The 23,072-nt window shown below is 73.4% G+C and carries 20 protein-coding genes, 1 pseudogene and 1 riboswitch; of the genes and pseudogenes, 9 read left to right on the top strand and 12 right to left on the bottom strand.

All coding sequences use genetic code 11. The annotated features are described in order from the left end of the window. Positions 1–47 precede the first annotated feature (47 nt). Complete coding sequence (locus tag IE219_RS14475) at positions 48–1,190, bottom strand: glycosyltransferase family 4 protein (RefSeq protein WP_189977176.1); 1,143 nt, start codon at positions 1,188–1,190, stop codon at positions 48–50. Between the two features lie 95 nt (positions 1,191–1,285). On the opposite strand from IE219_RS14475, the gene IE219_RS14480 reads away from it, so the two are divergent. Both IE219_RS14480 and IE219_RS14485 read left to right on the top strand, forming a co-directional pair. Beyond that, positions 1,286–2,554 (top strand): glycosyltransferase 87 family protein, encoded by a 1,269-nt coding sequence (locus tag IE219_RS14480; protein ID WP_189977178.1) that lies wholly within the window; start codon positions 1,286–1,288, stop codon positions 2,552–2,554. 54 nt (positions 2,555–2,608) lie between these two features. Beyond that, on the top strand, positions 2,609–4,087 hold the full coding sequence (locus IE219_RS14485; RefSeq protein ID WP_189977180.1) for a DUF2079 domain-containing protein: 1,479 nt from the start codon (positions 2,609–2,611) through the stop codon (positions 4,085–4,087). Positions 4,088–4,145: 58 nt separating this feature from the next. Here IE219_RS14485 and IE219_RS14490 read toward each other — a convergent pair whose 3' ends face one another. The 6 genes from IE219_RS14490 to IE219_RS14515 form a co-directional block, all read right to left on the bottom strand. Then, positions 4,146–4,601, bottom strand: a complete 456-nt coding sequence (locus IE219_RS14490) for an RICIN domain-containing protein (protein ID WP_229849757.1) — start codon at positions 4,599–4,601, stop codon at positions 4,146–4,148. Between the two features lie 151 nt (positions 4,602–4,752). Further along, a complete protein-coding gene (locus IE219_RS14495; protein ID WP_189977182.1) occupies positions 4,753–5,979 on the bottom strand; it encodes a hypothetical protein in 1,227 nt (408 codons plus the stop codon). 60 nt (positions 5,980–6,039) lie between these two features. Then, entirely contained in the window at positions 6,040–7,065 is a 1,026-nt protein-coding gene (locus IE219_RS14500) for a C40 family peptidase (protein WP_189977184.1), read from the bottom strand. A gap of 185 nt (positions 7,066–7,250) precedes the next feature. Further along, positions 7,251–8,297: a C40 family peptidase gene (locus IE219_RS14505; RefSeq protein ID WP_189977185.1), complete on the bottom strand. Its 1,047-nt coding sequence runs from the start codon at positions 8,295–8,297 to the stop codon at positions 7,251–7,253. A gap of 262 nt (positions 8,298–8,559) precedes the next feature. Beyond that, the gene (locus IE219_RS14510; protein WP_189977187.1) at positions 8,560–9,927 is read right to left on the bottom strand and encodes an NYN domain-containing protein; all 1,368 of its coding nucleotides are present in this window, start codon (positions 9,925–9,927) and stop codon (positions 8,560–8,562) included. Positions 9,928–9,962: 35 nt separating this feature from the next. Then, positions 9,963–10,205, bottom strand: coding sequence for a hypothetical protein (locus IE219_RS14515; protein ID WP_189977189.1), 243 nt, complete (start codon positions 10,203–10,205; stop codon positions 9,963–9,965). A 162-nt stretch (positions 10,206–10,367) separates the two neighbouring features. On the opposite strand from IE219_RS14515, the gene IE219_RS14520 reads away from it, so the two are divergent. The 7 genes and pseudogenes from IE219_RS14520 to IE219_RS14550 all read left to right on the top strand — a co-directional run. Further along, a complete protein-coding gene (locus IE219_RS14520; protein WP_189977191.1) occupies positions 10,368–11,102 on the top strand; it encodes a rhomboid family intramembrane serine protease in 735 nt (244 codons plus the stop codon). Further along, positions 11,099–11,380, top strand: a complete 282-nt coding sequence (locus IE219_RS14525) for an Lrp/AsnC family transcriptional regulator (protein WP_189977193.1) — start codon at positions 11,099–11,101, stop codon at positions 11,378–11,380. Before IE219_RS14520 ends, IE219_RS14525 begins: the two co-directional genes overlap by 4 nt. A gap of 128 nt (positions 11,381–11,508) precedes the next feature. Further along, a complete protein-coding gene (locus IE219_RS14530) occupies positions 11,509–11,787 on the top strand; it encodes a small hydrophilic protein (protein WP_189977195.1) in 279 nt (92 codons plus the stop codon). 59 nt (positions 11,788–11,846) lie between these two features. Beyond that, on the top strand, positions 11,847–13,199 hold the full coding sequence (locus tag IE219_RS14535; RefSeq protein ID WP_189977335.1) for a sensor histidine kinase: 1,353 nt from the start codon (positions 11,847–11,849) through the stop codon (positions 13,197–13,199). Between the two features lie 26 nt (positions 13,200–13,225). After that, complete coding sequence (locus tag IE219_RS14540; protein WP_189977197.1) at positions 13,226–13,885, top strand: response regulator transcription factor; 660 nt, start codon at positions 13,226–13,228, stop codon at positions 13,883–13,885. Between the two features lie 80 nt (positions 13,886–13,965). After that, a complete protein-coding gene (locus IE219_RS14545) occupies positions 13,966–15,396 on the top strand; it encodes an SLC13 family permease (RefSeq protein ID WP_189977199.1) in 1,431 nt (476 codons plus the stop codon). After that, positions 15,393–16,594, top strand: a pseudogene (locus IE219_RS14550) (glycerate kinase family protein); the annotation flags it as partial. The gene IE219_RS14545 and the pseudogene IE219_RS14550, both read left to right, overlap by 4 nt. Here IE219_RS14550 and IE219_RS14555 read toward each other — a convergent pair. From IE219_RS14555 to qcrC, 5 genes are all read right to left on the bottom strand, one after another. Next, positions 16,555–17,982, bottom strand: a complete 1,428-nt coding sequence (locus tag IE219_RS14555) for an aminotransferase class V-fold PLP-dependent enzyme (protein ID WP_189977203.1) — start codon at positions 17,980–17,982, stop codon at positions 16,555–16,557. The pseudogene IE219_RS14550 and the gene IE219_RS14555 sit on opposite strands and share 40 nt — an antisense overlap. Before the next feature lie 202 nt (positions 17,983–18,184). After that, positions 18,185–18,300: riboswitch (SAM riboswitch) on the bottom strand. Positions 18,301–18,384: 84 nt separating this feature from the next. Beyond that, positions 18,385–19,449, bottom strand: coding sequence for an anthranilate phosphoribosyltransferase (gene trpD / locus IE219_RS14560; protein ID WP_189977205.1), 1,065 nt, complete (start codon positions 19,447–19,449; stop codon positions 18,385–18,387). Positions 19,450–19,577: 128 nt separating this feature from the next. Continuing rightward, positions 19,578–21,203 (bottom strand): cytochrome bc1 complex cytochrome b subunit, encoded by a 1,626-nt coding sequence (gene qcrB, locus IE219_RS14565; RefSeq protein ID WP_189977209.1) that lies wholly within the window; start codon positions 21,201–21,203, stop codon positions 19,578–19,580. Then, the gene (gene qcrA / locus IE219_RS14570) at positions 21,200–22,252 is read right to left on the bottom strand and encodes a cytochrome bc1 complex Rieske iron-sulfur subunit (RefSeq protein WP_189977211.1); all 1,053 of its coding nucleotides are present in this window, start codon (positions 22,250–22,252) and stop codon (positions 21,200–21,202) included. Before qcrA ends, qcrB begins: the two co-directional genes overlap by 4 nt. After that, positions 22,249–23,058: a cytochrome bc1 complex diheme cytochrome c subunit gene (qcrC, locus tag IE219_RS14575; RefSeq protein WP_189977213.1), complete on the bottom strand. Its 810-nt coding sequence runs from the start codon at positions 23,056–23,058 to the stop codon at positions 22,249–22,251. The genes qcrA and qcrC overlap by 4 nt, the downstream gene beginning before the upstream one ends. Between the last annotated feature and the right edge of the window lie 14 nt (positions 23,059–23,072).

Genomic DNA, 23,072 nt, shown 5'->3' on the forward strand with positions numbered 1-23,072 from the left:
CGTGCGGAAGGGGCCCGGCGCATCGGCGCCGGGCCCCTTCGCAGGTCCTAGAGGAGTTCCCTGAGCCGTTCGGCCAGCAGGTCCCAGCGCCACTTCTCCTCCACCCAGGCCCGGCCCCGCTCCCCCATGCGGGCGCGCAGCGCGGGGTCGAGGAGGAGGGTGGCGACGCGGTCGGCGGCCTCCTCGGCGGACTCGCCGCGCACGACCCAGCCGGTCTCGCCGTCGAGGACGGCGTCGGGGGCGCCGCCCGAGTCGCCGGCGACGACCGGCAGGCCGGTCGCGGACGCCTCCAGGTAGACGATGCCGAGGCCCTCGACGTCCAGGCCGCCGCGCCGGGTCCGGCAGGGCATGGCGAAGACGTCGCCCGCGCCGTAGTGGGCGGGCAGCTCCGCCCAGGGGACGGCGCCGGTGAAGCGGACCGAGGCGGCCACCCCGGTCTCGGCGGCGAGGCGGCGCAGGTCCTTCTCGTACGGGCCGCCGCCGACGATCAGGAGGACCGCGTCGGGCACCCGGCGCAGGATCGCGGGCAGGGCCCGGATCAGGGTGTCCTGGCCCTTGCGGGGGACGAGCCGGGAGACGCAGACGACGACCGGGCGGTCGGTGAGGCCGAGGCGGGCCCGGACCTCGTCGCCGCCGGAGCCGGGGTGGAAGGTCTTCTCGTCGACGCCGGGCGGCAGTTGCACCATGCGGCCGGCGGCGGCCGGGGTGAGCGCGGAGGCGATCCGGGAGCGGGTGTACTCGCCGAGGTAGGTGATCGTGTCGGTGCCCTCGCCGATGCGGCGCAGGAGCTGCCGGGCGGCGGGCAGCTGGGCCCAGCCGGCCTCGTGCCCGTGGGTGGTGGCGACCAGCCGCCCGGCGCCGGCCCGGCGGAGCGCGGGGGCCATCAGGCCGAGGGGCGCGGCGGCGCCGAACCAGACCGAGGAGCAGCCGTGCTCGCGCAGCAGGGCGGTGGCCCGCGCGGTGACCCGGGGGGTGGGCAGCAGCATGGTGGTGCGGTCCCGGACAACCGTGAAAGGCTGTTCCGCGTCGAACAGAGCGGTGGCCTCCGCTCCCTCGCGGCCTCGCTTCCAGGTGGAGGCGTAGACCACGAGCCGGTCGGGGTCCAGTCGCAGCGCCATGTTGTGCAGGAACGCCTGGATTCCCCCGGGACGCGGCGGGAAGTCGTTCGTTACGATCAGGGTCTTGTGCATCGTGACAGACAGTACGTGATGGCACGCGAGGACACCCCGCCCGGCACCTTCCCCCCTCCGCGCGAGCGGACCGACAGGACAGGAACAGGACAGGTATGACGGGCGCATCGGGGACCGGCCCGCGCACGGATCTGCGACTCGTCCTCGCACTGTGGGGCCTGACCCGGCTCCTCCTCCTGCTCTGCGCCTTCAAGGTCGTCGTGGTGCCGGGGCCCGACGTGACCTTCGAGGTCGAGCAGATCTACCGGAGCTGGTTCGAGCTCCTGAGGACGGGCGAGTACCCGCGGGCGGACGTCACCTGGCAGTACCCGCCGGGGGCCGCGCTCCCCGTCCTCACCCCCGCGCTGCTGCCCTTCCTCGACTACACGGCCGGCTTCTTCGTGGCCGCGCTGCTGTGCGACGCCCTGATCCTGGGGCTGCTCCTGCGCACCGGGCGCCGTCCGGGGCGGTCGACGCGGGGCGCGTGGCTGTGGCTCGCGGCGCTGCCGCTCCTTGGGCCGACGGCGTACGCCCGCTTCGACATCATGGTGACGGCGGTGGCCGTCGCGGGCCTGCTGGCGAGCACCAGCCGGCCCCGGCTGTTCGGTGCGCTGATCACGCTGGGGGCCTTCATGAAGATATGGCCCGCGCTGCTCCTGGCGGGGACCCCGAAGGGCCGTGCCACCCGGCTGTCCTGGGGTACGGCGGCGGCCGGCGCGGCGGGCACGCTGCTGGTGTGCGCGATCTGGGCGCCGGGCTCGCTGTCGTTCCTGTCGAACCAGAGCGAGCGGGGCACGGAGATCGAGTCGATGGGCGCGATGGTCTTCCACGTGGCCCGGCACTTCGGCTGGGAGGGCACGGCCCGGATGAACTACGGGTCGATGGAGTTCCTCGGCCCGTACGTCTCCTGGGTCTCGACGACCGCCCTCGTGCTGACCCTGCTCACCTTCGGCTGGCTGCTGCTGTGGCGGTTCCGGGCGCGCCGGTTCGCGGCCTCCACGACCGCGGACGCCGCCTTCACGGCGGTGCTCCTCTTCACCGTGACGAGCCGGGTCATCTCGCCCCAGTACATGGTCTGGCTGGTCGGCGCCGCCGCGGTCTGCCTGGCCTACCGGTCGAGCCGGATGCGGCGCCCCGCGCATCTGGTGCTGTGGGCGACCGCGGTCACCCAGTTCGAGTTCCCCGTCTGGTTCTCGCACGTGAACGAGAGCGGTCCGCTGGGGATCGCGGTGCTCTTCGTCCGCAACGCCCTGCTGCTCGCCGCGGCGGTGTCGGCGTGCCGGATCCTGTGGCGGCACACCGTGACCGAGCCGGCCGCGGAGCCGGCCGCACCGCTGCCGGGCCCGTCCCGGGAGAACCGGAAGGTCCTGGCAGGATCCGCCTGAGCCCGGCCGCCGCCCCGCCCCACCGCCCGTCCCCCCGTTAGGTTCACATCCTCCATGCGCACTCCGAACTCGTCGGTCGACTCCCCCCCGCGGCGCGCGGGCGCGGGCCGCGGAACAGCAGCCGGGCAGGAGGGGCACGGGGTCTTCGCGGGGTGGCCGTCGCGGCAGACCCTGCTGGTGGCGGCGGGGTTCCTCGCCGTCTATCTGACGCTGTCGATGCGACGCCACGCGGTCAACCTGACGACCGGGTACGACCTCGGCATCTTCACCCAGATCATCCAGTCGTACGCCGACCTCACGGCCCCGTACTCCTCCCTCAAGGGGCCGGAGTACAACACGCTCGGCGACCACTTCCACCCGATCCTGGTCCTGCTGGCGCCGGTCTACAAGGTCTTCCCCTCGCCCTACACCCTGCTGGTCTGCCAGGGACTGCTGGTCGCCCTCTCCGTGATCCCCCTGATGGAGTGGGCCGCCCGGGCGCGCGGCGCCCGGTTCTCCCTCTGGGTCGGCGTCTCGTACGGCGCCTCCTGGGGGCTGGCCTCGCTCATCTTCTTCGACTTCCACGAGGTGGCCTTCGCGGTTCCGCTGGTGGCGGTGTCCGTGTGCATGCTGGGGCAGGAGCGGTGGCGGGCGGCGGTCCTCTGGGCGCTTCCACTGACGCTGGTGAAGGAGGACCTGGGGCTGACGGTCGCGGCGATCGGGGCGTACGTCGCCTGGAAGGGGCCGCGCCGCACCGGTGTCGCCCTGGCCGTGTTCGGGCTCGCGGCGACGGCGTTCGCGATGCTGGTGGCGCTGCCCTACTTCAATCCGGTCGGGCAGTTCGCGTACTGGCCGCCCCAGACGGGCGAGGAGGCGGGCCTGCCGGCGCAGGCGGCGGGCTTCTTCTGGCCGCCGGTCAAGTGGCTGACGGTGCTCCTGATCGTGGCCCCGACCGGGTTCCTGGCCGTGCGCTCGCCGCTGCTGCTGATCGTGCTGCCGACCCTCGCCTGGCGCTTCGCCTCGGCCAACCCGTTCTACTGGGGGACGGGCTTCCACTACAGCGCGGTCCTCATGCCGATCGCCTTCGCGGCGGCCGTGCACGCCGTCGCCACCGGCCGGTTCCCGGTCCGCCGGCTGCGGGCCGCCTGCGCGGTCGGCGCGGCGGTCACGGCCGTCACCTTCTTCACCCATCCCCTGCACGAGCTGGTCGCGCCCCGCACCTGGGTCGTCTCCGCGCAGGTCAGAGCCGGGGACGCGCTCCTGGCGAGGATCCCGGACGGGGCGGGCGTGGCCTCCTCCAACCGGCTGTCCGCCCAGCTCGCGAACCGGACCACCGTGACCGAGGTGTGTCTGTACGCCCGCGCCTTCCCGCCGGTGGAGGCTCCCGAGTGGGTGATCTACGACACCGCCGACCGGAGCGACCCGGAGTGCGCCGTCGGCGCGGCGCTGGAGGCACCGGCGCCGAAGCTCGACGGCTACCGCCTGGTCGAGAGCCGCAGCGGCATCGTCCTGCTGCGCCGGGTGCCCGGCGGGCCGGCGCCGTCGCTCTGGTGACGGCCGGAGGGCCGGGCCCCCGGGGCCCGGCCCTCCTCATGGGGTCACCGCGCGGCGGTCAGCTCCAGCGCTGGTAGTTCCCGCTGTTGGCGGTGTGCGTGTAGACCTGCTTGCCGGCGTTGCTGTCGAGCACGAAGCCGGTGGCCACGTTCTTCAGGACGTAGCCCGCGCCGCTGCGGCGGATGACCCACTTCTGGTAGCTGCCGCCGTTGCACGCGTGCGTGTAGACCTGCTTGCCGGCATTGCTGTCCAGACAGAATCCGGTGGCCACGTTCTTCACGGTGTAGCCGCCGCTGACGGACGAGACCGTCCACTTCTGGTAGGAGCCGCTGTTGCAGCCGTGGGTGTAGACCTGCTTGTTGGCGTTGCTGTCGAGGCAGAAGCCCGTGGCGACGTTCTTGAACTGCTCGGTTCCCGGGACGGATGCCTGTGCCGGTGCCGTCATGGCGAAGACTCCGGCGCCCGCCACGACCGTGGACAGCAGGACGGAGGCCAGGTTCTTTCGCGTGGACATCGTTCTCCCCTTCCGTCGGCGACTTTCGCCGGATCGAAAGTATCCGAGTCCCGCCGGGCCGGGTGGAAAAATGTTCACCGACCACCGATCGGCCCTTTGAGAATACGATGACCTCACCATTCTCGAAGAATATGAAATAAATATCCGACCATCATTGGGACAGTTTTTCCCGCAGATAGGAACGCCAGTCCGCGGTGAAGCGGTCCGGGTCGGTGTCCAGGACCTCGCGCAGGGCGCTCTCGACGGCGCCGGACCGGCCCGGGTGGGCGCCGACCTCCCGGTAGAAGGCGGTCAGCCGGTCGGCGCCCCAGCGGTCGGCGATCATCGCGCAGGCCAGCCAGCCGCTCTCGTAGGCCCGGCCCACCGCCTCCGCGTCGCCGCCGAAGGAGAAGTCGCCGTCCTCGGGGAGGGCGGCGGGCGGGTTCCCGGCGCGGACCTCCCGGCGCAGTTCGGGGGCGGCCTCGGCGGGGGTGCGGCCGGTGCCCCGGTAGGCGGTCCAGTCGGCGAAGCCCTCGGAGAGCCAGACCGGGGTGGCGGCGGAGGTGTGGGCGCGGGTGGCGACGTGGACGGTCTCGTGGGTGAGGACCAGCTGCCGCCCGAAGTCGCCGAGCATCCCGTACGCCTCCGGGTTGACGATCACCCGGTCCGCGGGCGCGTCGGCGCGGCCGGTGGTCTCGCCGGTGGTGACGGCGGCCGTGCCCCGGTAGGCGGCGGCGTCGGCGGCGAGCAGGCCGCCCATGCCGTCGAGGCCGGCGGGGACGAGGACGAGGACCCGGCGGGGCCAGGACTCCGGCCAGACCGCGCCGGCGGCGGGCACGGCCCGGTCGGCGAGGCGGGCGATCTCGGTCAGCCGCTCCCGGTCCTGGCCGGAGCCGAGGACGAGCGAGCGGGCGCCGCGGACGGCGGTGACCTCGCCCTGGTCCCAGAGGAGGTCGGGGGCGCCCTCGGCGGGCCGGTCGCCGGTCACGTACCACCGGCCGCCCCGGGCGGCGAGGTCCACGGTCCGGGCGGTGGTGAGCGGCCCCCGGTCGTAGCCCTCGACGCGGTGGCCGAGGTCGACGCGGGCGGTGAGCCGGTCCCCGCCGGTCCGGTCGAGGCCGGTGACCCGGTAGGCCCAGCCGGCGAGCGGGACGGCGGCGAGCCGGCGGAAGGCGGTGCGGGCGGCGGTCCGGTGGGCGGGGTCGGCGTCGGCGAGCCAGCCGGCCTCGTCCCGGGCGAGGAGGGCGGCGGCGTGCCGGTCGAGGAGGGCGCGGACCTCGGCGAGCGCCGGGTCGGCGGGGCGGGCGGCGGTGCCGCAGCCGGTGAGGGCGGCCAGGGCGAGGAGCAGGGCGAGCAGCACGGTGCCCGGCCGTCGTGCCCCGCTCGCCTGTTCCGCCACGCCGTCGATCGTACGGAAGGGTGACGGCGGCCCGCCTCCGGGCGGCGGACGGCGGGCGGGTCAGACCCGGGTGACGGTCACGTGGGACATCATGTTCACCGGGTCGTAGCGGACCCGGGCGCCGGGGTAGGGGGCGTGGATGACCTGCCCGTTCCCGGCGTAGATGGCGACGTGGCTGGCGTCGCCCCGGTAGGTGACGAGGTCGCCGGGGCGGATCTGGGAGAGCGGCACGCGCCGGCCCGCGTAGCGCTGGGCGGAGGAGGTGCGGGGCAGGCTGACGCCGGCCTGCCGGTACGACCAGACCATCAGGCCGGAGCAGTCGAAGGCGGAGGGGCCGGTGGCGCCCCAGACGTACGGCCTGCCGACGGCGCTGCGGGCGGCGAGCACCGCGGCGGCGGCCCGCGCGTCGGTGCCGCCGAGGTCGGCCGGGGGGAGCAGGCCCTCGCCGGGGCCCGCGGCGCGGCCGCCGGAGCGGGAGGCCCGCTCGTAGTCGGCGCGCTCGGCGGTGGTGAGGGAGGCGAGGGTCCGGCGGGCCTCGGCGAGCTTGCCCTCGACGGTCCGCTTGTGGCGGGCGACCTCGGCGCGGCTGCGTTCCAGTTCGCCGAGGGCGGCGCGGGCCTCGGCGCGCTCCTGGTCGAGGCGGTGGTTCTCCCGGCGCAGCTCGGTGAGGGCGGTGCTCTGCCGGGCGGTGGCCCGGTCGAGGGCGGAGGCGCGGTCGAGGTAGCTGTCGGGGTCGGAGGAGAGCAGCAGGACGAGGGCGGGGTCGAGGCCGCCGGAGCGGTACTGGGCCCCGGCGAGCGAGCCGAGGGCGCCCCGCATGCGGTTGACCCGCTCCTGGCCGCGGGCCAGGCCGTCCTGGGCCCGGTGGACCTGGCGGCGCAGGGCGTCGGCCTTCTCGTCGGCCTTGTTGTAGCTCTCGGTGGCGCGCTCGGCCTCTTCGTAGAGGCGGTCGACCCTGGCGCGGACGCCCTCGGTGGCGGTGCCCGGGTCGGCGCTCGCGGGGACGGCGCCGAGGGAGGCCGCCGCGGTGGCCGCGGCGGCTGCGGTGAGGACGGTGACCCGGGCGGGTCGTCGGTGGGACGCCACGGCTTCGCGCTCCGTTCGGCTCGTGCGGACTGGCGCGGCAGACAGTAGCCGCTCCCCCCGTCCCGTCCAACGAAGGCGCCGGGCGCACGACGTGACGCCCCGCCGGAGATCACGAGGTCACCGGCGGGGCGTCAGGTCAGCGAGGGCCGCGGCGAACCACCCGTTCGGGCGGCCCGCCGGGCGGGTCAGCCGGCGATGCGGACGCCGAACTGGAAGGTGCCCATGTAGTTCATGGACTCGTAGCGGACGTAGGCGCCCGGCTTGGGGGCGTGCAGGATCGTGTTGTTGCCCGCGTACAGGCCGACGTGCGACAGGCCGTTGAAGAAGACCAGGTCGCCGGGCTTGAGCTGGCTGCGGCCGATCTTCACGCCGTCGTTCTGCTGGGTGTAGGTGACGCGGGAGAGCTTGATGCCCGCCTTGCCGTACGCCCACTGGGTCAGGCCGGAGCAGTCGTACGAGCCGGGGCCCTCCATGCCGGAGGCGTACGGCTTGCCGATCTGGGTGGCGGCGGCGGAGAGGGCGGCGGCGCCGAAGCCGCTGGCCGGGGCCTCGTTGCCGAGGTCGGGGCGGCTGCTGGTGGCATCGCGGCTGGCGCGCTGGACCTGCTCGCGCTCCTGCTGGTCGATGCGGGCGCGCTCGGCGGCCGTCAGCGTGTTGAGGAGCTTGCGGGCGTCGGCGAGCTTGCTCTGGATCTTCCGCTTCTTCTCGCCGAGGGTCTTGCGGACGTCCTCCAGGTCGGCGAGCTTCGCGGTGGCCTCGGCGCGCTGCTGGGCGAGGGCCCGCTGCTTGTCCTGGATGGAGGCGAGGACGTCGGCCTGCTGGTCGGTGACCCGGCCGATGGCGGACGCCTTCTCCAGGTACGTGTCCGGGTCGGAGGAGAGGAAGAGCTGGAGCGCCGGGTCGATGCCGCCGGAGCGGTACTGGGCGCTGGCGACCGAACCGATCTGGTCCCGGAGGGTGTTCAGCTCCTGCTGGCCGCGCGCCACGCGGTCCTGGATCTGCCCGATCTCCTTCTGGAGCTGGCCGCGGCGCTCCTCGGCCTGGCTGTGCTGCTCGGTCGCTTCCTCGGCCTCGTGGTAGAGGTCGTCCACCTTGGACTTGACCTCGTCGATCTTCGGCTTGGGGGCGGCCTGGGCTCCCTGGGCGGAGAACGCGACGGCGGCTGCGGCGGTCGCGGTGAGCACGGTCACACGGGTGCGGCTCGGCTGCTTGGGTCGACGGTGGGACGCCACGAAGGCGAGCTCCTTCTTCCTCGAGCCGCCCGGCCGGTCAGGGGCAGGCGGTTCCCCGCGGATCACCCGGATGGGCGATCAACCGCGCGGAGGTTCGAGCCCCGACCCTAGTGACCGAGTTGTGATCAGTTCAAATCCCGTCAGCAAAAATATCGGTCACGCAGCACTTTGTTCACAGACATCGCACCGCACGTGACCGCCACTTGACGGTCCGCCACCCACAATCCGGGCATAAGACTCAAGAGTTGAGCCTACGGAAAGATCACGACGAAAGCCGCGAAAGCCGCTTGAGGAGCAGAGCGGACGCCACCGGGCGCGCGCCCGCCTTGGCCACTCCGTCGGCCACCTCGCGGTCGGTCGAGACCACCACCACCGGCCGGCCCGGCGGCTCCGCCCGGACCAGCTGGCGGATCAGCTCGTCCGCCGTCACGCCCGGCTTGGAGAACAGCACCCGCACCCCGCGCGGCGGCGCCAGCAGCACCGGCGCGGCCAGCTCCGCCCCGTCGAAGACACAGGTGACCTCGGCCCCCGAGCGGGCCGCCAGCGCGGAGAGCCCGCCCAGCAGCCGCAGCCGCTGCTTCTCCAGCGGCATCGTCGGATAGCCGGTCTTGGTGACGTTGTAGCCGTCCACCACCAGATGGGTCTGCGGCAGCGACAGCAGCTGGTCCAGGAGCGCCGGATCGGTCTCCGACAGCGCCCGCGCCGCGATGTCCTTCGGCGACATCCGCCCCGGCTCCACCGCGTCCACGGTGTCCGCCGGATGCACCGACACCGGGGGCAGGGCCAGTTCGCGCCGCAGCCCCTGCGCCGCGTCGAGCACCGTGTCGAGCAGCAGCCGCAGCCGCATGTCCTCCACCGAGCGCCCCTCGCGGGCGGCCCGGCGGCTCGCCTCCAGGGCCGCCTCGACCTCGCCGAGCCGGGCCTTGAGCCGCCGCGACTCGCTCTCCGCCGCCGACACCTGGGCGGCCGACTCGGCCCGGACCGCCTCGGTCTCCGCGTGGGCGCGCCGCAGCGCCGCCTCCCCGCGCTTCACGTCGCTCTGCGCGCCGCGCAGCTTGCGGTGGAGCGACTCGGCCTCCTTGCGGGCCGCCTCCAGGTCGTGCCGGAGCTGCTCGGTCTCGCCCCGGGTCCGCTCGCGGGCGGCGGCCAGCTCCTCGCGCAGCCGCTCCAGCTCGCGCCGGCCCGCCTCGTCGGCGCGCTCGGCGTCGGCCCGCTGGACCTCCTCGCCGGCGGCGGCCACCAGCTTGGCCCAGCCCGGCGGGCGGAGCACGTAGGCCGCCGCGGCCACGTCGACCGGGTCGGCGGCGGCGGGCGGGGCACCGGTCTCCACGGCCCCCGCCAGCTCCGGCTGGGCCTGCTTGAAGCGCTCGCCGATCCGCTGCCGGAAGATCGGGTCGCCCTCCAGCGCGGCGGCCATCGCGTTGCCCGCGAACTTGGCGCGCCGGCTCGCGGTGAAGCGGGCGTACTGCCGCAGGGGCGCGGGCAGCTCGGCGACGGTCAGGCCGCCGAAGGCGTCGGCGACCAGCGCGACCACCCGCCGCCGCACCCCCTCCGGCAGGGGATGGTCGAGCCGCTCGGCGGCGTCACCTGCCGCGCCGGCCGGTTCACCACCGTGCGCGGGCTGCTCCACGATCCGTCACCCCTACTGTCGTCCGCGCCGTCCCGTCAGGACTCGGCGCCCGGCTTGGCCACCAGTTCGATCTGGTCCACCGCGTTGCACCAGCGGCAGCGGACCGAGTCGATGGTCTCACTGAGCACCTCGCGCTCCTCGACCCTGGACTCCCCGGCGAGGTCCAGATGGACGTACTCGACGACCTTCGAGGAGCGCGTCACGTCGAAGCGGGTCAGGTTGCCGCACAGGGTGCAGCGCCAGCGGGTCTCTTCGGTCGGCAGGGGAACCGTCGTCATGGTCGCCGTCCTTCTTCCTGTTTCGTGGTGGTCCCAGGTGCAAGAGCCGCGGTGCGCCGTCGAACTGCGGTGCTCGATCCCGTAACCCTACGGCCTCACGGCGGGCGTCCGGCACGGCGAGGCACTCTGTCCACTTCGTCCCTGTTGGGTCATGATCTGCCCATGATCGACTGGCGAGGCGCGACCCAGGGCGCCTATCGGGGCGTCCGCACCGGCCCCGCGGTGACCTACGGGCTGATCGCCGCCTGCTGCCTCCTCTTCGCCCTCAGCCCGGTCTCCGGCCTCAACCCCTCGCACGGGACCGGCGACGAGGTGCTGGCGGCGCAGAGCGCGTACTTCCTGCGGTGGGGCGTGGTCCCGGCCGAGCTGACCCGGGGCGATCCGGACGCCCTGCTCACCCCCTTCACCGCCCTCTTCGTGCACGGCGGCTGGCTCCACCTGCTCGGCAACATGCTCTTCCTGTGGGTCTTCGGGGCGATGGCCGAGGAGCGGATGGGGCACGTCGAGTTCGCCCTCTTCTACCTGGGCACCGGCTACCTCGCGCTGCTCGGCTACGCGGTCGCGCACGCCGACAACGAGCAGACCCTGGTCGGCGCCTCCGGGGCGATCTCCGCGGTGCTCGGCGCGTTCCTCTTCCTCTTCCCCCGCTCCCGGGTCACCAGCCTCTTCCCCTTCCTCTTCTTCCTGCCGCTGCGCTTCCCGGCCTGGATCGTGCTGGTCTTCTGGTTCACCCTCCAGTGGCTGGCGGCGCGCAGCGCGGGCGCCGGCCCCGGGGTCGCCTACCTGGCCCACGTCGTGGGCTTCTCCGTCGGCTTCCTCTACGCCTGGGTGCGGTTCCGGGGTGGGGATAGAGTGAAAACCCCAGCAGCGGCGACCGAGGGAGACAGCCAGCCGTGATCACCGCGATCGTCCTCATCAAGACCAGCGTGGACCGCATCCCCGAGATCGCCGAGTCGATCGCCGCGCTCGACAGCGTCAGCGAGGTCTTCTCGGTGACCGGCACGTACGACCTCATCGCGATGGTCCGGGTGCCCCGCCACGACGACCTGGCCGAGGTCATCCCCGGCCGGATCAGCAAGATCCCCGGTGTGGAGGCCACCGACACGCACGTCGCCTTCCGCACCTACTCGCAGCACGACCTGGAGGCCGCCTTCGCCATCGGCCTGGAGTCCTGAGGGCCCCGGGACCGGCCGCCGGGGACCCGGAGCCGTCCGGGGTCCGGCCCTCCCGTCCGCCCGGATGATGAAGGAATCCTCATCCGGGCTTCATCCGGGAGCCCTCCCCGGCCCCCGAGGCTGGGCCCATGCCCTTCACCCACCGCATGGCCGGCCTCGCCGCCGTCGTCGCCGTCCCGCTCGGGATCGCCGCGACCAGCTACGCCCTGACCGAGGAGCCCAAGGCCCCGCGGGTCCCGCCCGCCGTGCGCCTGACCGTCACCCCGACGCCGGACCCGGCCCCCTCCTCCGTACCGCCCTCCGCGTCCCCGGGGAGTCCCTCCGCGACCCCGTCGGGGACGCCCTCCGACTCCGTCGTCCCCGGCCCCTCGGCCACCGGCGACGACGACGATGACGACCACGAGTGACCCGTACCGAACGCCACCTCTCCGCCCGCGTCCGCATCCTGCTGTGGCTGCTGCTCGTGATGACGGTCGCGCTGGCCGCCGTCTCCCTGGTCACCCGCACCCTGCTGCTGCGCGACGCCGACCAGCGGATCAACCAGCTCCTCACCCAGGAGACCCGGGAGTTCGCCAACTTCGTCGCCCAGGGCGTCGACCCGCAGACCGGCCGCGCCTTCACCGACCCCGAGGCGCTGCTGCGGGTCTTCCTCCAGCGGCAGTACTCCGACCCCGACGAGGAACTCCTCGGCCTGGTCGGCACCGACGGCCCGGAGCTGCGGGTCGTCCGGCAGTCCCGGGAGCTGCCCAGCCCGCTCCCGCTGCACCGGGACCGGCCCCTCCTGGAGGCCGTCGCCGCCGACCCCGCCCCCTCCGGGCGCGCCGACCGGGCGGGCGGCGAGGTGCGCTGGGCGAAGGTGCCCATCGAGACCGGCGGCGCCTCCGCCGCCTTCGTCGTGGCCTTCCACGCCGACCGGCAACAGGCCATCGCCGACGAGGCGTTCCGCATCCTGCTCGCGATCTCGGGGGTGGCGCTGCTGCTCACCACCGGCGTCGGCTGGGTCGTGGCGGGGCGCATCCTGGCCCCGGTCCGGGTGGTGCGGGCGACCGCCGCCGAACTGACCGAGCGGGACCTCACCCAGCGGATCCCCGTCCAGGGCAAGGACGACATCGCCGCCCTCGCCGAGACCTTCAACGCGATGCTGGACCGGCTGGAGCGCGCCTTCGCCGGGCAGCGCCAGTTCGTCGACGACGCCGGGCACGAGCTGCGCACCCCCATCACCATCGTCCGCGGCCATCTGGAGCTGATGGGCGACGACCCGGCCGAGCGCGCCGAGACCGTCCGGATCGTCACCGACGAACTCGACCGGATGAGCCGGATCGTGGAGGACCTGCTGCTCCTCGCCAAGGCCGAGCGGCCGGACTTCGTGCGGACCGAGCCGGTGCAGCTCGCCGAGCTGACCGCCGACGTCTTCGTGAAGGCCCGCGCCCTCGGCGACCGCGACTGGGTCCTCGACGGGGTCGCCGACCGGGAGGTCGCGCTCGACGCCCAGCGGATCACCCAGGCCATGGTGCAGCTCGCGCAGAACGCGGTGCAGCACACCGTGCCCGGCGCGCGCGTCGCGATCGGCTCGCGGTCCGCCGCCGGCCGCACCGAGCTGTACGTCGCCGACCGCGGGCCCGGCGTCCAGGAGGCGGACGCCGAGGTGATCTTCGAGCGGTTCCGCCGGGGCACCGCCCGGCGCGGCGCCCGGACCAGCGGCGCCGGGCTCGGCCTCGCCATCGTCCGGGCCATCGCCGAGGGGCACCGGGGCGGCCGGGTCGAACTGCGGCCCACCGAGGGCGGCGGCGCCACTTTCGTCCTCGTATTCGAAGAATGAATCCACCGGTCCGCAGAGGAGCACCTATGAACCGCGTCCTGATCGCCGAGGACGAGGAGCGCATCGCCTCCTTCGTCGAGAAGGGCCTGCGCGCCAACGGCTTCACCACCACCGTGGCCGCCGACGGGGACACCGCCCTCGGCCTGGCCCTCACCGGCGGCTTCGACCTGATGGTCCTGGACATCGGCCTGCCCGGCCGGGACGGCTTCACCGTCCTGCGCGAACTGCGCGAGGCCCGGGTGACCCTGCCCGTCCTGGTCCTGACCGCCCGCGACTCCGTCCGGGACACCGTGGCCGGCCTGGAGGGCGGCGCCGACGACTGGATGACCAAGCCCTTCCGCTTCGAGGAGCTGCTCGCCCGGATCCGGCTGCGGCTGCGCACCGCCGCCCGCGCCCCCGAGGTCACCCTGCTGCGCAGCGGCGACCTGAGCCTGGACCTGCGCACCCGGCGGGCCCGCTCCGGGGACCGGACGGTGGACCTGACGGCCCGCGAGTTCGTCCTGCTCGAACTGTTCCTGCGCCACCCCGGCCAGGTGCTGTCCCGGGAGCAGATCCTCTCCCACGTGTGGGGGTACGACTTCGACCCCGGGTCCAACATCGTCGACGTCTACGTCCGGGCGCTGCGCAAGAAGCTGGGCGCGCAGCGGCTGGAGACGGTCCGGGGCATGGGGTACCGGATGCCGTGACCGGCCCGGCCGGGCCCGCGTGAACCTTTCTTCATGGAGGGCTCATCGACGGCTCACCGCCCGCCCGGAGGGTGGATCCCGTGAACCTCTCCCTCCGGCAGACGGTCTGGGCCTGCCTCGCCCTCGGCGTCTGCGCCGTCCTCGCCGTCCCCGGCACCGCCCCCGGACTGGGCGGCGAGGCCCGCCTGACCCTGGCCGTCTTCGCCCTCGCCACCTGCGCCTGGATCGCCGCCCCGGTCGACGACACGCACGTCGCCCTGGGCGCCGGCCTCGCCCTCACCGTCACCGGGGCGATCAGCTCCGACACCCTCTTCGCCACCCTCGGCGACTCCACCGTCTGGCTGCTGATCTGCGCCTTCGTGCTGGCGGCCGCGGTCACCCGGACGGGCCTGGCCGGGCGGGCGGCGGCCTTCCTGGTCTCCGGCGCCCGCACCGTGCGCCAGCTCGTCCACCTCACCACCGCCGCGCTGGTGGTCACCGCCTTCGCGGTGCCGGCCACCTCCGGGCGGGCCGCGCTCGCCCTGCCCGTCTTCCTCGCCCTCGCCCACGCGCTGGCCGCCCGGCGGCGGCTGGTGGTGATGCTCGCGCTGCTCTTCCCCACCGTCGTGCTGCTGTCGGCGGTCGCCACCCTGATCGGCGCGGGCGCCCACCTCATCACCGTCGGGGTGCTCCTGGAGCAGACCGGCGAGGGCATCGGCTTCACCCGCTGGCTGGTCCTCGGCCTGCCGCTCGCGGTGGTCTCCTCCCACCTGGCGGCGGAGGCGGTGCTCCTGACCACCACCCGGCGGGAGGACCGCCGGGGGCCGGTGGAGATCACCGTCGCCGAGATCCAGGCCCACTCCGAGACACCCGTCTCCGGGCCGCTCTCCCCGCCCGAACTGCGCTGCCTGCTGCTGCTCGGCACGGTCGTGGCGCTGTGGTGCGCGGAGCCGCTGCACGGGGTGCCGCCGGCGCTGGTCGCCCTGATCGGCGCGGTGGTGGCCTCCTCCCCCGCGCTCGGCACGGTCCGGATGAAGGACGCGCTGCGGTCGGTGCCGTGGCCGATGCTGCTCTTCATGGCGGCGACCACGGCGATGGGCGTGGCGCTGGTCGATTCGGGGGCGGCGGGCTGGCTGGTCGGCGGGCTGCCGTCGGCGGTGCCGCCGTGGGCCTTCCTGGCCGCGGTGGTCGCCGTGAGCACCGCCGCCCACCTGGTGCTCCAGTCCCGTTCGGCGCGCTCCTCGGTGCTGGTGCCGCTGGTGGTGGCGGCCGCGGCGGGCGCCGGGGTCAACCCGGTGGCGGCGGCGCTCGCCTCCACCGCCGCGGCCGGTTTCTGCCAGACCCTCCCGGCGTCCGCGAAACCGGTCGCCCTCTTCGCCGACCCCCCGGCCGGCGTCCCCTCCTTCACCCCGCGCGACCTGCTGCGGCTGTCCGCCGTGCTCGCCCCGCTCAGCGCCGCCCTGGTGCTGTTCTTCGCCCTCGTCGTCTGGCCGCCGCTCGGCGTGCCCGTCCTCCTGGAGTCCCAGCCGTGAGTCTGCACATCGCCGTCGCCCCCAGCGGTTTCAAGGAGTCGCTGTCCGCTCCGGAGGCCGCCGAGGCCATCGCCGAAGGGCTGCGCCGGGTCCGCCCGGACGCCGTCGTCGACCTGATCCCGCTGGTGGACGGCGGGGAGGGGACGGCCCGGGCGCTGGCCGCCGCGACCGGGGGCAGGCTGCTGCCCCGGGTCGCGACGGGCCCGCTGGGGCACCCGGTCGAGACCCACTTCGCGCTCCTCGACCGCTCCTCCGCGGTGGTCGAGATGGCGGCCGTGGCGGGCCTCTCCCTGGTGCCGCCCGGCCGGCGCGACCCGGGCTCGACCACCACCTACGGGGTGGGCGAGCTGATCCGGGCCGCGCTGGACGCCGGGGTCGGCCACGTCCTGGTCGGCTGCGGCGACTCCGGCACCTCGGACGGCGGAGCGGGTGCGCTCCAGGCCCTCGGCGCCCGGCTCCTGGACGCCGAGGGAGTCGAACTCCCCCTGGGGGGTGCCGCGCTGGCGCGGCTGGACCGGATCGATCCGGCGGGCCTCGATCCCCGGCTCGCCCGCACCGACCTGCTGGTGGCGTGCAATCCGTACAACGTGCTGTGCGGGGAGCGGGGCGTGGCCCGGGTGTTCGGCCCGCAGAAGGGCGCGGGCCCGGAGCGGGTCGAGGAGCTGTCGGCGGCCCTGGAGCGCTGGGCCGCGCTCCTGGTCCGGGACCTGGGCGCGCCCGCCGGGATCGGTACGGCCCCGGGCTCGGGCGCCTCGGGCGGCCTCGGCGCGGGCCTGGCCGCGCTGGGGGCCCGGCTGCTCCCCCGCTTCGAGGTGCTCCTCGGCCACGTGGACCTGGACGCCCGGCTGGCCCGCGCCGATCTGGTGATCACCGCGGAGGGCGCCCTGGACGGGCAGACCGTGCGGGGCAAGGTCCCGGCGGAGGTGGCGCGCCGGGCCAGGGCCCACGGGGTGCCCGTCCTGGCCCTGGCCGGCACCCTCGGGCGGGGCGCCCACGAGGTCCGGGCGGTCGGGGTGGACGCGTACGGCTCGATCCTGCCCGCGCCGGTGGCGCTGCCCGAAGCCCTGGACCGGGGCGCCGAGTTCCTCGCGGACGCGGCCGAACGGTCGCTGCGGATGGTCCTGTTGGGGACCCGGCTGGCGGCCTGAGCGGGGCGGGTCAGCCGCGGTCGGGGACGCAGCGGCCGTCCTCGGTGCGGTACTTCCACCGGGCGCCGTCGCGGACCAGTTCCCGTACGGCCCCGAGGAAGCGCTCGACGTGCTCGTCGGGGGTGCCGGCGCCGAAGCTGACCCGGATGGCGTTGAGGCCGGGGGCCGCCTCGGGGGCGCCGCACTCGCCCGGGTCCTGCGGGTCGCCGCCGAGCAGGGTGCGGACCAGCGGGTGGGCGCAGAAGAGGCCGTCGCGGACGCCGATGCCGTACTCGGCGGAGAGGGCGGCGGCGAAGTGCGAGCTGTTCCAGCCGTCGACGACGAAGGAGAGGACGCCGACGCGCGGCGCGTCGTCGCCGAAGAGGGAGAGGACGCGGACCTCGGGGACGTCGGCGAGGCCGGCCCGGACGGTGTCGACGAGGTGCCGCTCGCGGGCGACGAGGGTGTCGAAGCCGGCCTCGGTGAGGGCCTTGCAGGCGGCGGCGATGGCATAGACGCCGATGACGTTCGGGGAGCCGGCCTCGTGGCGGGCGGCAGTGGTGTGCCACTCGACGTCGACGCCGCCGTCGGTCCGGCGGGCGACCGTGCGGGAGGCGCCGCCGCCGGCCAGGTAGGGCTCGGCGGCCTGGAGCCAGTCGGCGCGGCCCGCGAGGACGCCGGAGCCGAAGGGCGCGTACAGCTTGTGGCCGGAGAAGGCGACCCAGTCCACGTCGAGTTCGCGCACGGAGACCGGGTGGTGGGGGGCGAGCTGGGCGGCGTCGAGGACGATCCGGGCGCCGTGCGCGTGGGCGGCGGCGGCCAGTTCGCGCACCGGCCACAGTTCGCCGGTCACGTTGGAGGCGCCGGTGACGCAGACCAGGGCGGGGCCGTTGGGGTATCCCCTGCTCGAGCGAAGCCGAGAGCTCGGGGAAGGATCGCGGTCGGCGAGGGCGCGCTCCAGGGTCTCGACGGCCTGGGCGGGGGTGCGCGGCGCGTCGAGGTAGGTGACCTGGGCGTCGCCCCAGGGCAGCAGCGAGGCGTGGTGCTCGGTCTCGAAGACGAAGACGCGGCAGCCGGCGGGCAGGGCGCGGGCGAGCAGGTTGAGCGAGTCGGTGGTGGAGCGGGTGAAGACGACCTGGTCGGCCTCGCGGCAGTCGAGGAACTCGGCGACGGTGGCGCGGCTCTGCTCGAAGAGGTCGGTGGAGAGCTGGGAGAGGTAGCCGGCGCCCCGGTGGACGCTGCCGTAGTACGGGGCGTAGGCGGCGACGTCGTCCCAGACCCGCTGGAGGGCGGGGGCGCTGGCCGCGTAGTCGAGGGCCGCGTAGGTGACCTCGCCGCCGGTGACCAGCGGGACGGTGACGTCGCGGCCGAGGACGGGGAGCGGTCCGGCGCAGCAGGCGTCGGCGGTGTCGGAGGCGGGGGCGGCGGTCTCGGCGGCGGCGTTCGGGCGTGCGGACATGGCGGTATCTCCCGGCGGGCGAAAGGGCGTGAAGGACCCGCGGGGCAGCGTGGAACGGCGTGCCGCGTACGGGTGTTGCCTCGACGCACGGCGAAGAAGGGGGTGCCGTACGGAGGAGGGGAAAAAGGGGCCGGAAAGCCCTAGCGCATTCGCTTGCTCACGAGACCGCTCCCTTGAGGACCAGGACCCCAGGGATGGCAGGGGTCCGCGCTTGCCATGGACCTTGCTGTCCACGACCTGGTCTTCACCCGGGGCACCCCGCCACGGACGGAGGGTTGCCGGACAGTCAGCCGGGGCTATGGACTGTCACTCATGACCTGTCACCGAACGTATGCCACCGCTCCCGGTCCGCGCAACCCCGTCCGCATGCCGGGACGGGGCGCGCGGTCCGCGCGGCGGTGCTCAGGCGTGGGTGGCGGCGACCCACCGCTCCAGGGTCGCGCGGGCGGCCCCGGAGTCGATCGAGGCGGCGGCCCGGTCCATGCCGGCCCGCAGCCGCTCCGGGAGGGGGCCGTCGCCGGGCTCCAGGGCGGTGAGCGCCGCCGCCGCGTTGAGCAGCACCGCGTCCCGTACCGGACCGGTCTCGCCGGCGAGCAGCCGCCGGGCGACGTCGGCGTTGTACGAGGCGTCGGCGCCGCGCAGCGCCTCCAGCGGCACCGGCTCCAGGCCCACGTCGCGCGGGTCGAAGACCTCCTCGCGGACGGAGCCGTCGCGGACGGTCCAGACCCGGGAGGTGCCGGTGGTGGTCAGTTCGTCGAGGCCGTCGTCGCCGCGGAAGACGAGGGCGGAGTTGCCGCGCTCGGCGAGGACTCCGGCGACGATCGGCGCCATCCTCGGGTCGGCGACGCCGACGGCCTGCGCCTTCACCCGGGCGGGGTTGGTGAGCGGGCCGAGGACGTTGAAGGTGGTGCGGATGCCGAGCTGGCCGCGGGCGGCGGCGACGTGCCGCAGCGAGGGGTGGAACCGTACCGCGAAGCAGATGGTGATGCCGGCCTCCTCGGCGACCTCGGCGACCCGGCGCGGGGTCAGGTCGAGGTTGACGCCGAGCTTCTCCAGGACGTCGGAGGAGCCGGAGGCGGAGGAGGCGGCGCGGTTGCCGTGCTTGACGACCTTGGTGCCGGTGCCGGCGACGACGATCGAGGCCATCGTGGAGATGTTGACGGTCTTGGCGCCGTCGCCGCCGGTGCCGACGATGTCGACGGCCGGGCCGGGCACCTCGATGGTGTGGGCGTGCGCGTACATGGTCCGGACGAGGCCGCTGATCTCCTCGACGGTCTCGCCCTTGGCCCGCAGCGCGACCATGAAGCCGGCGATCTGGGCGTCGGTCGCCTCGCCGCTCATGATCAGGTCCATCGCCCAGGCGGTGTCGTCGGCGGCGAGGTCCCGCCCCTCCAGGAGGCCGTTCAGGAGGACGGGCCAGGAGCGGCCCGCCGTGGTAGGTCCTCCAGCGGGGGTCACAGCGCTCATGGCAGCTCCTGGTCATCGTGCGACGGGTACGGAGTCACCCTATCGACCCACCGGCACGGCAAAGAGCCCCGTCCAGCGAATGGACGGGGCTCTTGCCGTGGCGACCTGTGTCAGGAGGTCAGGGAGAGTCAGTGGTGGCCGTGGCCGTTCTGGATCTCCTTGTACTCCTCCTGGGTGGGCTTGGCGACCTGGTTGTCGTCTCCGTAGTAGCTCTTGTTGAGCTTGACGCGGAGCTTCTCCAGCGCGCCGGTCCTGCGCTCCACGCCGTTGTCGTCGACGGACGGCGGCAGCGCGGCGGGCTCGTACTGCTCGTGCGCGGTGAGCTTGTACAGCTCGCCCTGGCTGAGCGGCTCGTGGATCTCGACGAACTCACCGTGCGGCAGGCGCTTGATGATGCCGGACTCGCGGCCGTGCAGCACCTTGTCCTTGTCGCGGCGCTGGAGGCCGAGGCAGATCCGCTTGGTGACGATGAACGCGATGACCGGGCCGACGAAGAAGAAGATCCGGACGAACCAGGTGATGGCGTTGATCGACAGGTGGAAGTGGGTCGCCCAGAGGTCGTTTCCACCACCGACGAGCATGATCATGTACGCGGTGATCCAGGCGACACCGAAGGCGGTGCGCGTCGGAGCGTTGCGCGGGCGCTGCGCGATGTGGTGCTCGCGCTTGTCGCCGGTGATCCAGGACTCGATGAAGGGGTAGACCGCGATCGCGGCCAGCACCGCCGGGAAGATCGCCAGCGGGATCATCACGCCCAGGACGAGCGTGTGGCCCCACAGGTTGATCTCCCAGCCCGGCATGACGCGGATCAGACCCTCGGCGAAGCCCATGTACCAGTCGGGCTGGGCGCCGGTGCCGACCTGGTCGGGCCGGTACGGGCCGATGGCCCAGATCGGGTTGATCGTGGCGACCGCCGCGACGATCGCGATCACGCCGAAGACCAGGAAGAAGAAGCCTCCGGCCTTCGCCATGTAGACCGGGAGCAGCGGCATGCCCACGACGTTGTCGTTCGTCCGGCCGGGGCCGGCGAAGTGCGTGTGCTTGTGGACGAACACCAGGATGAGGTGCGCGACCACCAGGCCCAGCATGATGCCGGGGAGCAGCAGCACGTGCGCCGAGTAGAACCGGGCCACGAAGTCGCCGCCGGGGAACTCGCCGCCGAAGAGGAACATCGACAGGTAGGTGCCGACGATCGGCACCGACAGGATCGCGCCCTGCATGAAGCGGACACCGGTGCCGGAGAGCAGGTCGTCCGGGAGCGAGTAGCCGGTGAAGCCGGTGAACATACCCAGGAAGAACAGCAGGAAGCCGAACAGCCAGTTGATCTCACGCGGCTTGCGGAACGCGCCGGTGAAGAAGACGCGCATCATGTGGACGAACATGCCCGCGAGGAAGATCAGCGCGGCCCAGTGGTGGATCTGCCGGATGAGCAGACCGCCGCGGACCTCGAACGAGATCGTCATCGTCGAGTTGAACGCCTCGGACATCAGCTGTCCCTGGAGCGGGACGTACGAGCCGGCGTACTCCACCTCGTTCATCGACGGGTGGAAGAACATCGTCAGATAGACGCCCGTCAGGATGATGATGAGGAAGCTGTAGAGGCAGATCTCGCCCAGCATGAAGGACCAGTGGTCCGGGAAGATCTTCCGCATGTTGGCCTTGGCCAGCGTGTAGATCCCCAGGCGTCCGTCGGCCCAGTCGGCGACCCGCTCACCGGCGGGCGCCTTCTTCTGCGTATTGGTCACAGTGCTCATCCGCGCTCCCAGAATGCGGGACCGACGGGCTCGTCGAAGTCGCCGTGCGCTTCGAGGAAGCCCTTGTCGTTCACGCCGATCCGCAGCTGCGGGAGGGCGTGGCCGGCCGGGCCGAAGATGACGCGCGCGCCGTCGGACAGGTCGAAGGTGGACTGGTGGCACGGGCAGAGCACGTGGTGCGTCTGCTGCTCGTACAGCGAGATCGGGCAGCCCACGTGGGTGCAGATCTTCGAGAAGGCGACGATGCCCTCGTGCGACCACTCGAGCTCGCGCTTGTCCTTGATGTCCTCCGGCTGGATCCGGACGATCATCAGGGCGGCCTTGGCGATCTCGGTCTGGAAGTTCTCGTCGTGCTCGGAGAGGCCCTCGGGCATGACGAAGGTGAGCGAACCGACGGCGACGTCCTCGGGACGCAGCGGCTCGTGCGTGTTCATGTTGATGAGCAGCTTGCCCTTGGCCCACAGCGTCGTGCGGAGCTTCTTCTCGGGCAGCGGACCCAGGTCACGCAGCAGCACGACGCCGGAGAGCGGCACCAGGGCCAGCGCGCCGAACAGCGTGTTGCGGATGAGCTTGCGACGGCCCATGCCGGACTCGGCGGCGCCCTGCGCGAAGTCGGCCATGACCTGCGCCTTGACCTCGGGCGTGGCGGCCATCGGGTGGCGCTCGTCCGCGACCTCGACATCGGACATCAGGGTGCGGGCCCAGTGGACCGCGCCCGCGCCGATGAAGAAGAGGGCGAGGCCGAGGGTCCAGCCGAGGGAGAAGTTGAGCGCGGACACGTGGCCGAAGGGCCAGATGTACACGTTCTTGTCCACCGGGAAGATCACGTACGAGGCGATGAAGCCGACCGTGGCCAGCATCGACAGCACGAACATGAAGGCGACAGCGCGCTCGGACCGCTTGGCGGCCCGCTCGTCGATGTCCTGGACGCGCGGCTTGTGGGGCGGAAGGCCCGGGTCGGCGAACGGGTTGTCCGCGACCTTCACCGCGCCGTGCGCGGTGTCCTGCCCTGCCGGCAGGTTCTCTTCAGGAATCTCTTGGGTACTCATGACTTCTTGGCCTTAGCGGTGTGGGCCGCGACCCAGATGGCAACTGCGATCAGTGCGCCCAGACCGAAGATCCAGGCGAAGAGGCCCTCGGAGACCGGGCCGAGACCGCCGAGCGTCAGGCCGCCCGGGCTGACCGTCTTGTCGCCGTTGACGGCCTCGACGTACGCGATGATGTCCTTCTTCTGCTGCTCCGGCATGGTGCTGTCGGGGAAGGAGGGCATGTTCTGCGGGCCGGTCTGCATGGCCTCGTAGAGGTGCTTCGGGCTGACCCCGTCGAGCGGCGGCGCGTACTTGCCGTAGGTCAGGGCGCCACCCTTGCCGGTGAAGTTGTGGCACTGGGCACAGTTGGTGCGGAACAGTTCGCCGCCCTTGGCGGCGTCGGCGCCCGCGGGGTCGTACTGCGCCTCCTTCGGCGTGATCGGGCCGGCCCCGAGGGAGGCCACGTACGCCGCGAGCTGATCGATCTCAGCCTGCGTGTAGATGACCTTCTTCTTGGGGACCTGGGCGCCCGGCTGCTGGGCCGGCATGCGGCCGGTGCCGACCTGGAAGTCGACGGACGCCGAGCCGACGCCTACGAGGGACGGGCCGTCAGTGGTGCCCTGACCGCCGGTTCCGTGGCAGCTGGCGCAGCCGACGGAGTAGAGCTTCTTGCCCTCCTCGATGGCGAGGGACTGGGCGGTTACGTCGGCCTTCGCCGTGCCCGCGGGCGCGAACGCGGCGTACAGCCCCCCCGTGGCCGCCAGCGCGAGAAGTAGGACGACGACCGCCGCCAGCGGATGGCGTCGTCGTGCGGAGAGCTTTTTCACGGATTACCCCGGTG

The sequence above is a fragment of the Streptomyces termitum genome (assembly GCF_014650175.1).
GTDB classification, from domain to species: Bacteria; Actinomycetota; Actinomycetes; order Streptomycetales; family Streptomycetaceae; genus Streptomyces; species Streptomyces termitum.

What these genes read in the sequence shown, in the direction of transcription:
- IE219_RS14475 (WP_189977176.1), bottom strand. Translation starts at nt 1,190, where the DNA reads ATGCACAAGACCCTGATCGTAACGAACGACTTCCCGCCGCGTCCCGGG.
- IE219_RS14480 (WP_189977178.1), top strand. Translation starts at nt 1,286, where the DNA reads ATGACGGGCGCATCGGGGACCGGCCCGCGCACGGATCTGCGACTCGTC.
- IE219_RS14485 (WP_189977180.1), top strand. Translation starts at nt 2,609, where the DNA reads ATGCGCACTCCGAACTCGTCGGTCGACTCCCCCCCGCGGCGCGCGGGC.
- IE219_RS14490 (WP_229849757.1), bottom strand. Translation starts at nt 4,601, where the DNA reads ATGTCCACGCGAAAGAACCTGGCCTCCGTCCTGCTGTCCACGGTCGTG.
- IE219_RS14515 (WP_189977189.1), bottom strand. Translation starts at nt 10,205, where the DNA reads ATGACGACGGTTCCCCTGCCGACCGAAGAGACCCGCTGGCGCTGCACC.
- IE219_RS14520 (WP_189977191.1), top strand. Translation starts at nt 10,368, where the DNA reads ATGATCGACTGGCGAGGCGCGACCCAGGGCGCCTATCGGGGCGTCCGC.
- IE219_RS14530 (WP_189977195.1), top strand. Translation starts at nt 11,509, where the DNA reads ATGCCCTTCACCCACCGCATGGCCGGCCTCGCCGCCGTCGTCGCCGTC.
- IE219_RS14535 (WP_189977335.1), top strand. Translation starts at nt 11,847, where the DNA reads ATGACGGTCGCGCTGGCCGCCGTCTCCCTGGTCACCCGCACCCTGCTG.
- IE219_RS14540 (WP_189977197.1), top strand. Translation starts at nt 13,226, where the DNA reads ATGAACCGCGTCCTGATCGCCGAGGACGAGGAGCGCATCGCCTCCTTC.
- IE219_RS14555 (WP_189977203.1), bottom strand. Translation starts at nt 17,982, where the DNA reads ATGTCCGCACGCCCGAACGCCGCCGCCGAGACCGCCGCCCCCGCCTCC.
- trpD (WP_189977205.1), bottom strand. Translation starts at nt 19,449, where the DNA reads ATGAGCGCTGTGACCCCCGCTGGAGGACCTACCACGGCGGGCCGCTCC.
- qcrB (WP_189977209.1), bottom strand. Translation starts at nt 21,203, where the DNA reads ATGAGCACTGTGACCAATACGCAGAAGAAGGCGCCCGCCGGTGAGCGG.
- qcrA (WP_189977211.1), bottom strand. Translation starts at nt 22,252, where the DNA reads ATGAGTACCCAAGAGATTCCTGAAGAGAACCTGCCGGCAGGGCAGGAC.